Here is an 11,542-nt window from a genome sequence, read left to right on the forward strand (position 1 = left end):
ATTATCTCAGGTCTTGAGTGTTGAAACTATGTGGGGGTATTTTGACGCTTACGTTCTTGCTAAAGGATGCCTACCTAATAATCGGTTTTAATGGATAATGTTTTTAACAAACAACAAGAGCCCGCGCATTTCGCGGGCTCTCAGTCATTCCGGCTTTGGATAGCGGAAGTGATATTTATATTCGCATTATATTAGCATGCAAAATCATCAAAACCCCTCACTGCATTTTCGTAAACAAATTATACTAAAATGTGATAAAATATACCAAAATATGATAAAATGTGAGAAAGAATACAGAAAAGGAGGATGCATTTTATAATCAAATCAAAAAATTAAATGTAAAAGAGAGGAATACTTTATTGCTAAAAAAATGTAAAACCAGTAGTCGAACAAAACTTGCAATTATTTTGGTTACCGTTTCGCTAGTCCCCATCCTCGTACTTGGCTATTTTATCGGTAATACCGTAAAAGAGCATACAAAACAAGACATGATTAATGCAACTACCAGAGAAATCTCGCAAGTCGATAAAGCGTTTACTTTATTTCTTGACAGCGTGAAAGAAAATACACTGTATCTTGCAAATGTACCGCAAATCAAAAATGGCGCAGATTTTGTTACGAGCTATGTTGATAAACAAGCAACTTCGCCAGACGGTACAATCCCTATGACTCCCCTGCAGAATAGTAGCGCTGAAGCAGAAATCTATAAAACCTTCCTCAATACCAAGCCAGTCATCCGGAATTTGCAGCTATATTCGTAGGATCACAAGCGAATGGCGGTTATGTTCAATGGCCATTATCACCACGCAAAGCAGGGTATGATGCTCGTAGCCGTCTTGGTATTAACTTGCCATGGAAAACATGGGAAAAGCTGTTGTCACAGACCCTTATGTTTTTTCAACAGGTAAAGACGTTGTTGTAAGCGTAGTATCTGCTATCCCTACGGAAAACGGCAAAGCTGCCGGAGTATTCGGATTTGATATTTCACTTAACAATCTTACAACGATGATAAAAGATATTAAGATTGGTCAAGCGGGATATGTTATTATGACCGATGCTCAGGGAACCATCTTAGCTCATCCTACAAAACCAGAACTCCTGAATAAAACTATGAAGGATATTGATGGTGACAAATTTTCTAACTTTAGCGATATCAATAGTGGTATTTATACCCTTTCGCTTGACGGAAAACATTCTATCCTCAATGTTTATACTTCGGAAAAATTAGGATGGAAATATGTTGCAGTTTTTGATGAAAATGATTTTTTAGCAAGTGCAAATCAAATTCAAAAAACCATTCTTTTGGTTTCTGTTATTGTTTTGATTCTGGCTATCCTCAGTAGTGCTTTCCTAGCGCAACAAATTACTCGACCACTACAAGCCATGATAAAAAATATCGACAAAGATGAAAACGGAAAGATTACAGTAAAAGAAATGCAAATTACTTCTGACGATGAGATTGGTGAATTAGGACAAACTCTCAATACCTTTACAGGCCAAATCCGGCGTTTATCGGTGAAGTTGCCAAATTAGCCGACTAAACTGCAAGTTCAGGCAATGAACTGCGTGAAGGTGCCGGACGTTTAGCCCAAAATGCAACTCAGGTATCTGCGGCTATTGCTGAAACGGCACAGAGTATACAACATCAAAGTGATACCATAACTCAAGCGTTTAAAACCCTGGGATCAGTGCAAAATAATTTAAAAGCTAGTTTAACAACAACGATTGATGCCGATGAATTGGCACAAACTGCGGCAAAAGATACTTGCGAAGGAAAAACTACTGTACGTACAGTTGTGGAACAGATGCAGGCAATTAATCAAAAAACAGAGATTGCCTCACAAACCATTGCAGAACTTGGCGAACGTTCCAAAGAAATCGGTCAAATTGTTAATACTATCGCCAACATCGCTGGTCAGACTAATTTGTTGGCCTTAAATGCAGCCATTGAAGCCGCTCGCGCAGGAGAACAAGGCCGGGGATTTGCTGTTGTTGCCGAAGAAGTCAGAAAACTAGCTGAACAATCACAAGAAGCAACGAAACAAATCACCGCTTTAATCAGTACCATTCAAGCCGATACCAATAAAGCGGTGAAAGCTATCGCCGTTGGCGAACTTGAAGCCAAAAAAGGAACGGAAGTCGTTAACTATGTTGGACAATCCTTTCAGCGCATTCAAGGAAATGTTGAAAAGCTGGGAAATCTCTCGCACAATGTTATGAATTTGTTAAATAATATAGCCAAAGACAATGAAAATATTAACTCTTGATTAAAAACATTGAAGCTGCAAGTAAAAATATAGCGTGCCGCGCGGAAGAAATTTCACTGGCCATGCAAGAACAAAGTGCCTCTACCAATGACCTGGCGGATTCCAGTGATGAACTATTCCGAGTCGCGCAGGAATTAGAAAAATCCACTTCAAGATTTAAGTTATAAAATTACCCCTACCCGGCCAGCGCCTAAAAACGCTGGCCTTCGTGTTGTTTAAGCCTCATGATCTTTACCTCGTTGTCAACAATACCTGCGCCTCCGTCATTAAAACGCTGCTAAATGATACACCCATTCCTGGACTCAGTCATAAATAAATTTCCAAAAAAAACCAACAATAGGTGGAGGTGACTAGCATATCTAATATCTAGCACCCGACAGACGAGACCGTTCAAATTCAGCGTTTTGGGATTGCATCTCGGCAATTAAGTCACTCAAAAATTTATTCGCAAATTCAGCTTCTTCCTGACTGTACCTGCTAAAAAGAGCAACAAATCGAGTTTCAGCCTGTTGATGTAGCACTTCATGAACTTGAAAAACCCTTTTTCCTAGCGGCGTTAACGTATAGTACGCTTCTTTATGATTGTTTGGCAGACGTTGCAGTTCAATCATATTTTTGGAGAGCAATTTAGCGGTTATTTTAGAAATTCCACCTTTAGTCATATTTAGTTTTTTGGCAATCGCGGTGGTGTTTATCATCGGACCATTTTTTTCTATGCAATCTATGACATGACATTCTGCTAACGACAGACTCACACCCCGAAGTTCCTCGCAGTTCTGTTCCCGTAAAGCAGCCTGCAATACTTTTTCTTCATAATCTTCTATATGGCTTACATTATAGATTAACTCTTCAAGCTTGCGTATTAACTTCTGAATTGTCTGCTCATTATCTTGCATCATACCAACCCAACTTTATCCAGTTGATTTAACACTATTTATTATACCGTATTTACATGTAAAAAGAAATAAATCAAGCAAAAATGGTTTACAGGGAAACAATGGTCTGTTACAATAACATTGTTTCCGTGGAAATAATGTTATTGTTGTGTTGTGATATTTAAAAAGAAATGAGTTGTTATAAGGAGTGAAATGTATATGAAAATTGATTTGTCAGTTACCGTTACCAAAGAAATTTTAAATTCTATGTTGAATCAAGCTGCGGCCCGAGAAATACCGCCTGCTGTTCAATTCGGACATATTGGTACCCACTTCGACGTTATGAACAAACAATTTCCACTGGAACATACCGAAAGAAGAGGAATACTGTTTGATGTCAGCCATGTGAAAGAAAGAGAAATTGTCGTAAGCGATATCCATATGGACAAAATCATTGAACACGATTTTGTTATGTTTTATACCGGCTGTCTAAAAGAAAATAGGTTCGGAACTCCTGAATATTTCCAGACCTCTCTCGAATTATCTGATGAACTCATAACCGAGCTTGTAAATAAAAGGGTAAGCATGATTGGTATTGATTTCCCTGGTATCCGGAAACCTGCGGAACATTTCCGGGCTGATCAATTTTGTGCTGATCATAGAGTCTTTGTTATTGAGAATCTGGCAAATCTGGATATATTGCTGGCAACAACGAAAGGAGAACCGTTTTTAGTACATACGTATCCAATCAACTATGAAGGGCTTTCCGGACTACCATGCCGGGTTATTGCCGAAGTTTTCTAGGGGCCCAGAAATCCCGTCAGGCCCATTGATCCACGGGTTAAGCCAGTCCAATTCGGCATAATCAGGTAAATGATTTCGTCAATTCCAAGTGTAGCGATAACTAAATAAATACTGTAAGCCGCATAGTCGGTATCCCCAACCATATTTCAAAAACCTTTATTAGAACCAGTTTTTGATTGGACCGCCTATAACTGTACCGCCTTTCTGAAAATATAAAAGGTCAATGCTGGACCCAAGCATTCGCTTGGAATCAGCATTAACCTTCAGTTTTTTGATCAGTCAGTGGATGATATCGTTGGCGTCACGCAGTACCTTTTTATCGAAAGACGCTTCACTTTGTTTATCAAGCACCCATACTATTTATAGTTGCTAGATTGCTAGTTAGCCATACTATACCATACTTTGATACTTTTGTGTTAATTCAATGACTTCTTCTTCTGACAGAATATGAGTAATAAATGTTGTTAATTCCTGAGAAAGATTAACCTCTGACCATTCATTATTCAATTTACCGTTTCTGTCAGTCAAGATCATTACGGTTGGCCTTGATTGTAGTTTCGGCCATGCCTCTGTAACGACGCCAATATGACCAGTATCAAGAACAACAAAAGTCCCTACAGGATACAACGGAGCTTTGGCCAAAAAGATATTCGCAATTTCTCTATCCAAGTAAGTTCCGCTCAGCGCCATTATCCCTTCATAAGCCTGATGGGGCAAAAGCACTTCCTTGGGATCCAGGCCTGATACCATAGTATCGTAGGCGTCCGCTATGGCAGTGATTCTGGCATATTCATGAATCTGGTTGCCTTGTAGTCCGCGGGGATAACCACTCCCGTCATATTTCTCATGATGCTGCAAGATAATATGAGCTGAAACAACTGAATATCCGCGTAGTTTACGTGCATATTCAAAACCTATGTGAGGATGCTCCATTTCATTTGCTTGTTCATCCATTAATATTTTTCCAATATCATGAAGCAACGCACCCATGACAACTTCATGCATTTTTATTGCATTATACTCCATGTCACTTGCTATAATAGCTGCAAGTACTGCTACATTTACACAATGTGTATAAACATAATCCTCAGGAGTAGATATATTATCCAACCGAATAACTTGATTCTTTCTTATTGTATCTTCAATCATTTTAGCCAAAGCAGATACACTATGGTGTACATCAATAAACTTACCTTTTTTAGCATCGTCAAACGCGACCTTCAGCAATCTTGTTACTTCAATTCTCTTCTCTTCCGGTAGGGTTTCCTCGTAAGTCAAACCGATGCGTTCGATTATCGGATTAGCTACAGCCAGACAGCGAATACCCAATTTTTGTATTCTGTCAATGTACCTATCTGTCAATTGTATATTACTTCCTAGTAATATACGACCATCCGCGGCAGATAAACGATTATATGTGGTCATTCCGGGTCTTAAATTCTGAATCGATATCTTTTGCATATTTCCTCCTACACTGTAAACCTAGCACAAAAAACTAGAAAATCATTTCAAAAAAATAAAAAAAGGCATGCTACTGCCTGCCTAGAATACTGAAATCATTGTTATCTATGCTAACAAGCAGTCTGGCAATCATAGATTTTCATCCTTAGACCCATGACTTTGCGTCCTTATCTTTCGATAAGTTTGCCCATTATAAAATTTGAAGCTAAAATCATTGATTACGTATTCGACACGAAATGACATTTCCCTGCATTTGGTATTCATTTTTATAAAAAAAACTGTTATTTTAACGAAAATCGCACTCGAACAATCATCGTAAACCAGCTTAGCTGCCCATCCCTTGTTTATTGTCCCTCCTAATTCGATCTAATTACACTCCTTTGACTAGCTATTTCATCACCGGGATAGGAACCTGTCCCACCTATTTTGCATAAACATGTTCATAGGTCAATGGAATCTTGTTATTGAGCCCTTTGGAAAATAGTAATTGGTGAATATCCAGCCCTGACACCCGGAAAGCAGAGGCACAGCCTCTTAAATACAGCTCCCACATACGGACAAACCGTTCACCAAATTTTTGCCGGATAAGATCTTTTTTCCGCGCGAAGTTTTCATACCAGCGATCCAGAGTCATGGCATAATGCAAACGCAGACTTTCCAAATGCAGCAGATGAAAATCATATTCGGGCAGTAACCACACCGTCTCCCTCAGTGAGGGAACATACCCTCCCGGAAAAATATACTTACCCATCCAGGAATTGCTCAATTGCTCAAACATGCTTGTAATAGTATGCAGTAAAGATAGACCGCCTGGTACCAGCAAGTTATGTACCTGTTGCATATAACGTCCTAAATTTGCTCTTCCCACATGCTCAAACATACCGACACTGACAATTTTGTCAAATTGCTCTTTTTGCGGGTCGAGTTCTAAGTAATGCCGTAATTCAACCTTAACCTGATCCTCCAGTCCTAGCTCGGCAATCTGCCGCATAGTACCTTCATATTGTTCAGTACTTAAGGTAATGCCGGTCGCCTTTACTTGGTACTGCTGGGCAGCCCGGATAATCAGCCAACCCCAGCCGCTGCCAATATCTAGGAGTCGTTCTCCCGGTCTGAGATTCAGTTTTTTCAATATGTGATCAATTTTCTGCAGCTGCGCCTGCTGCAACGAGTCTCCCGACTCCTTAAAATAAGCGCAGGAGTAGCTCATCGTTTCATCCAGCCAGAGGGAAAAGAAATCATTGCCTAAATCATAATGATGCTCAATATGTTTCTGCTGTGCCTTGCAATCCACGGCACCGGGATTCAAAGTTTCTTGTCGTTCCAGTGGCTGAGACTGGGTGTTCAGCATAACGATACGAATGATATCATCCATCGAGCCTTCCAGGTCGATCAAACCATCCATATAGGCTTCTCCCAGAGCTAGCACTAGATCCTCCGTATTAAACTTCATAGGCGGCTCTTTATGAAAAATGACTTTAAAGGACGGCGGATCACTGCCATACACCTCTTCCTCCCCATCCCAGAATACCACGGAAAATCCGCCCTTTTTCCACTTTTTTAGCAAAAGTTTAAGTGCCATTTTCTTCAACAAGCCAATCACCCCTTATCTTTCATAAATAGTAAACCAAGTGGTCACATATGCAGTTCAAGTATTCGGAAATCCGGTAGCACGACAAAGCAGCATCACTGTTGCGAAACCTATATATCTACTTACCAAAGATTATACACTCCACATCCGAAACTATCAAAAAAACAAAAACAAGATAAGGAAGGATTTCACAGGAACTTCGGACTTTCTCCCGTCTAAATTGGATTTTTCCGTCCCTTTTGCAAAAAAATCCTGAAAGAATGATAAAATCACATTTTCCTGGAACGAATGAATATTGTCAAAGAATAAGCGCAAATTGTCGTAAACACAGTTTGTGCTTCCAGTCGCTAGTTTTCCACACGTGGGCCATCCTACACATACCGCAAGTTACTACCTGATTAATGCGATTTGAATGAAAAATAAAACCATAAATAGATATAAAATAGGATGTACTTCCCTAGCCTTGCCCCTAAGCAGTTTTAAAACAGGGTAGACAATAAATCCAATCCCAATGCCTGTTGCTATACTATAAGTTAGCGGCATGGTTGCTACTATTAAAAATGCGGGGAAAGCTTCTTCAATATTATCCCAATCGATAGCTCTAAGCCCGTTCATCATAAAAAACCCTACAATAATAAGAGCTGGTGCTGTTACAGCCGGAATAACTGAAAGCATCTTAGCGACAGGCGAAAAAAATAACATGATTATCAACAGGAATGCAACAGTTACTGCTGTCAAGCCAGTCCGCCCGCCTGCAGCTACCCCCGCGCTAGACTCGATATAAGTTGCAGTAGGGCTAGTACCCAATAATGATCCTAGCACTGTACCAGTGGCATCTGCTAAAAAGGCAGCCTTAGCACGCGGGAGCCGCCCATTTTCAAGGATATTAGCCTGTTCTGCTATTCCAAGTAAAGTACCTGTTGTATCAAATAACGTAATTAGCAAAAAGGTAAATACTATTGAATACATTCCCTGTTGCCAGATAGCACTGATATCGAGCTGTAATACCGTCTGTTCAATTCCCCCTGGAATAACAAACCATTGGTCAGGTACAATTAGCGTACCTTGTAAGTAGGCTAAGCCTGATGTAAGCAGCATACCTATGATTAAAGCTGCTTTTATACGATACAGCATAAGTACCAATGATGTGATTAGGCCTATAACTGATAATAGAGTTGTTGGATCACTAAGCTTCCCCATAGTTACTAGCGTTGCCGGTGAACCCACGACTATTTTGGCACTTTGCAGGCCGATAAAGCATACAAAAAAGCCTATTCCGGCCGTAATAGCGTGTTTCATGCCTGTAGGAATTGCTTCCAGTAAAATTGACCTAAGTGATGTTAATGATATGAATAAAAACAAGACTCCAGAGATAAACACTGCACCTAACGCCATTTGCCAGGGATAGCCAGCCCCTGATACTACGCTATAAGCCAAATAAGCATTTAGCCCTAACCCGGGGCCAATAACTATTGGATAGTTTGCGACAAGCCCCATGATCAACGTCGCTACAATACTCGTCAGGCCTGTAGCCAGAAAAACTCCGTTAAAATCCATGCCGGTAGTGCTAAGCACCGCAGGAATAACGATAAGCGCATAAGCCATGGTTAAAAAGGTAGTTATTCCTGCCAGCACTTCTGTCGACACGGTTGTCCCCCTTGCTGCTAAATCAAACCAATCTTTCATCTAATACGCCCTTTCTTAGAGATATAAAAATTATTATATCAATTATGTTTTCTGTATACAATCTTCTTAGTTCTTAATTATACTATTTACCGATAAAGCTATCTTCAACCAAAAAAAGAACGTCATAAGAGGGACAAGGAACCTGTACCGCTGTCCCATAAAAAAGTGTGGATTTGCATGGTGGAGCGATCCACACCTTGCAAATCCACACTACACTATCGGAAATAACCGGGATTCAGAAGAGCTATCCAGATGTCAATGACCAGTTGTTCTGCCGTCATGATTGGTTTGGCCAGCAATACCGGAAATAGTATCGACAATTTGGCCGATTTCCTTAGAACGCTCACCGAGCTTGGCCACCACTGTTGCCAAGGTGTTAACAGTTGCTTCGATTCGGGCCATCTGCCTCAAAGGAATTGATTTACAGTGCTACCGTTTTGATGTATCGACATGCCTGTTTTTGAGATTTTCAAATATATTGAAGGGTTATAACCAAAAACGAATTCAAATAAGCTTAATTATCTGTCACCTATGCAGTTTGACAAACCTAAAAGTTTTGCCTAACTCCACTTTTGGGTCTAATCTACTGACGTAAATCCAATATCAAAATGCGTTCCTTTACTAGACTTTGCGACAGTATGCCAAAAATCTCGAAGTCAAATAAAATGTTAGCAGGATTCATGCTTTCATACTTAACCAGCGATAAAACCGGTCTAACTGATTAAAGGTGCAGCGCTTTTGGAGCCTCTGTTAGCCGCGCTAAAAAAAGAGTTGCTTTCAAGGGATCTGTTGCACGCCGTTGAAACTACCCTGGAAGTGCTGTGTGAACCCGGCCGACCGGCACAAACCGATTCCTATATGTGGTTATTGAACGTCTGGGGATACGGAGCATCATATTCGGCTATTTATGTAATGAAAATAACTACTTTTCACACATTCTGACGTCCCTATGCTGCCCTGCCGTATTGCAACCGAAGTTTGTAGTCACAATGAAGGTCGCGGCTCCAGAACGCCGTCAACCCACGCTGATTGGGATCAATCCCCCCACAAACGTTGAACTTCATGCGTACCTTCGCCCATAGCCACAACGGCTTTATCTGTGTCGCCTTGAATTTCGCTAATCAGAGTGGCAATTTGTTTTGCCGCCTCTTGCGACTGTTCTGCCAACTTACGAACCTCTTCGGCCACGACGGCAAACTCTTTTCCCTGTTCTCCTCTGCTCTGGCAGCCTCAATCGCAGCGTTGAGAGCCAGTAAGTTTGTCTGCCCGGCAATACCTGATATTGTATCGACAATCTGACCAATTTCTTTGGATCGCTCGCCCAATTTGGCAACAACTTGAGCGGAATTGTCGACAGTCCCTTCGATATGCGTCATCTGACTGACAGCTTTCCTAATTAATGCATTGCCTTCTTTTGCTTTATCGGCAGCCTGCACTGAATGTTTGGTTACTTGATTTGATCTGGCGGCCACTTGCTGTATTCCGGCTGACAGTTGTTCTACTACAGAAGAGGTTTCGTCAACTTCTCTTAATTGTTTTTCTGCACCATGTGCCACTTCACTAATTGCCGCAACGACTTGTGTTACCGCATTAGCGGACTGCTCAGCGCTGGCCGTCAATTCTTCCGAAGAAGCCGCCACCTGTTCGGCAGACTGATTTACCTGTGTTAACACTTTGCGAAGACTGCTGCGCATACTAACCAAAGCATCGCCTACTTGACCAATTTCATCTTTTCTAAGCATATTGCGCGGTTTATCACGAAAATCACCGTCAGCCAATTCCTTGCAGAAATCTACCATGATTTGCAGCGGTTTTGTTATCGTATTCGCAACATAATAGCCAATGGCAGCAGCCAAGATAACTGCTACTATAATCATAAATAAGATAACCCAATACGAGTAATAAAAATAACTATTTAATTCTTTAGCCGGTAAATGAGTTAAAACTCCCCAGCCATAATTTTCTACCGGAGCATAAGATGTTAAAGATTCTACTTTCTGGATCGACACAACCTCCATATGCCCGGTTGAACCATTTAGAACAGCCTGCACAGCAGCGTTTGCTTTTACATTATCTTTTTTTAATACACGCTCTTTATTCTGGTGAGCTAACAGTGTCCCACTCTGATCAACAACATAAATGTACCCAGTTGAGCCAATAGTCGTACGTTCTGCTATTTCCCAAATTGCTTTCAAGCTAATATCAGAAGCTAATACGCCGATAACATTCCCACTCTTGTCTTTAATTGGTGCAGATATAGTTATTGTCGGCGCCTTGGTAAAATCCGATATATACGCATCTGTAATGAAAGTATTACCAGCGATAGCGCCTTTAAAATACTTCCGATCCGCACAGTTGGCCAAAGTGCCCGATGTACGAGCTATCTCATTGGTAATTTGTATCGCAATCGTTTGATTACTTTCAATTATTTTCTGTTTTGCAGACTAAATACTCAAATATGTACTTACTCCTCCGACAATAAGCGCCGAAAAAAGGAAAAGATAATAAGTATTGCTACCAACTTCATCTGCAATGTATTTTTTCTGATTTTTACTAATTCCATCCGCTAATCCTCCTATTATTATGCTAAGCCTTAGATTAAATCCGGCCGCTCCCAATCCCAAGGCATCTAAAATAGGTACGTACTTTCATTGCATTAAAAAGCCCCCACTTAAATTCCTCCTTCGATGCACCAACATCATAATTTGCGATGCCGGAACATCACCTTAGCAAAACAAAAAAAAGGGCTCTATAATAAATGTTGGGGTAGCTAGTTCATCAACTGGAGTTGCCTCAACATTTTTTTTGGCTCTATAATAAATGTTGGGGTAACCAGTTCTACAACTGGAACTGCCTCA

12 protein-coding genes, 2 pseudogenes and 1 riboswitch are annotated in these 11,542 nt (G+C 40.6%); of the genes and pseudogenes, 6 read left to right on the top strand and 8 right to left on the bottom strand.

What is annotated here, in order from left to right; all coding sequences use genetic code 11:
- Positions 1-359 precede the first annotated feature (359 nt).
- From AC29Z1_RS07310 to AC29Z1_RS07325, 4 genes are all read left to right on the top strand, one after another.
- A complete protein-coding gene (locus AC29Z1_RS07310; RefSeq protein WP_488270802.1) occupies positions 360-761 on the top strand; it encodes a hypothetical protein in 402 nt (133 codons plus the stop codon).
- 91 nt (positions 762-852) lie between these two features.
- Positions 853-1,533, top strand: a complete 681-nt coding sequence (locus AC29Z1_RS07315) for a cache domain-containing protein (protein ID WP_488270803.1) — start codon at positions 853-855, stop codon at positions 1,531-1,533.
- Between the two features lie 155 nt (positions 1,534-1,688).
- Complete coding sequence (locus AC29Z1_RS07320) at positions 1,689-2,267, top strand: methyl-accepting chemotaxis protein (protein WP_488270804.1); 579 nt, start codon at positions 1,689-1,691, stop codon at positions 2,265-2,267.
- The gene (locus tag AC29Z1_RS07325) at positions 2,264-2,434 is read left to right on the top strand and encodes a hypothetical protein (RefSeq protein ID WP_488270805.1); all 171 of its coding nucleotides are present in this window, start codon (positions 2,264-2,266) and stop codon (positions 2,432-2,434) included. The genes AC29Z1_RS07320 and AC29Z1_RS07325 overlap by 4 nt, the downstream gene beginning before the upstream one ends.
- A 192-nt stretch (positions 2,435-2,626) precedes the next feature.
- On the opposite strand, the gene AC29Z1_RS07330 is transcribed toward AC29Z1_RS07325, so the two are convergent.
- Complete coding sequence (locus AC29Z1_RS07330; RefSeq protein WP_488270806.1) at positions 2,627-3,166, bottom strand: MarR family transcriptional regulator; 540 nt, start codon at positions 3,164-3,166, stop codon at positions 2,627-2,629.
- A gap of 195 nt (positions 3,167-3,361) precedes the next feature.
- On the opposite strand from AC29Z1_RS07330, the gene AC29Z1_RS07335 reads away from it, so the two are divergent.
- A complete protein-coding gene (locus AC29Z1_RS07335; RefSeq protein ID WP_488270807.1) occupies positions 3,362-3,946 on the top strand; it encodes a cyclase family protein in 585 nt (194 codons plus the stop codon).
- Here the strand turns inward: AC29Z1_RS07335 and AC29Z1_RS07340 are convergent.
- The 5 genes from AC29Z1_RS07340 to AC29Z1_RS07360 form a co-directional block, all read right to left on the bottom strand.
- Entirely contained in the window at positions 3,943-4,089 is a 147-nt protein-coding gene (locus AC29Z1_RS07340; RefSeq protein WP_488270808.1) for a hypothetical protein, read from the bottom strand. The two genes, AC29Z1_RS07335 and AC29Z1_RS07340, sit on opposite strands and share 4 nt — an antisense overlap.
- Positions 4,090-4,336: 247 nt before the next feature.
- Positions 4,337-5,407, bottom strand: coding sequence for an HD-GYP domain-containing protein (locus AC29Z1_RS07345; protein ID WP_488270809.1), 1,071 nt, complete (start codon positions 5,405-5,407; stop codon positions 4,337-4,339).
- A gap of 113 nt (positions 5,408-5,520) precedes the next feature.
- Positions 5,521-5,605: riboswitch (cyclic di-GMP riboswitch) on the bottom strand.
- 223 nt (positions 5,606-5,828) lie between these two features.
- Positions 5,829-7,001: a class I SAM-dependent methyltransferase gene (locus AC29Z1_RS07350; RefSeq protein WP_488270810.1), complete on the bottom strand. Its 1,173-nt coding sequence runs from the start codon at positions 6,999-7,001 to the stop codon at positions 5,829-5,831.
- A 387-nt stretch (positions 7,002-7,388) separates the two neighbouring features.
- Positions 7,389-8,684 (bottom strand): NCS2 family permease, encoded by a 1,296-nt coding sequence (locus AC29Z1_RS07355; RefSeq protein WP_488270811.1) that lies wholly within the window; start codon positions 8,682-8,684, stop codon positions 7,389-7,391.
- Positions 8,685-8,939: 255 nt separating this feature from the next.
- Positions 8,940-9,086: a hypothetical protein gene (locus AC29Z1_RS07360; RefSeq protein ID WP_488270813.1), complete on the bottom strand. Its 147-nt coding sequence runs from the start codon at positions 9,084-9,086 to the stop codon at positions 8,940-8,942.
- Between the two features lie 318 nt (positions 9,087-9,404).
- Between AC29Z1_RS07360 and AC29Z1_RS07365 the strand changes: the two genes are divergently transcribed.
- Complete coding sequence (locus AC29Z1_RS07365; protein ID WP_488270812.1) at positions 9,405-9,626, top strand: IS66 family transposase; 222 nt, start codon at positions 9,405-9,407, stop codon at positions 9,624-9,626.
- A gap of 111 nt (positions 9,627-9,737) precedes the next feature.
- On the opposite strand, the pseudogene AC29Z1_RS07370 reads toward AC29Z1_RS07365, so the two are convergent.
- Both AC29Z1_RS07370 and AC29Z1_RS07375 read right to left on the bottom strand, forming a co-directional pair.
- Positions 9,738-10,573: pseudogene (locus tag AC29Z1_RS07370) on the bottom strand (methyl-accepting chemotaxis protein); the annotation flags it as partial.
- Between the two features lie 39 nt (positions 10,574-10,612).
- Positions 10,613-11,113, bottom strand: a pseudogene (locus AC29Z1_RS07375) (cache domain-containing protein); the annotation flags it as partial.
- Positions 11,114-11,542: the final 429 nt, after the last annotated feature.

The organism is Sporomusa sp. (assembly GCF_057736855.1).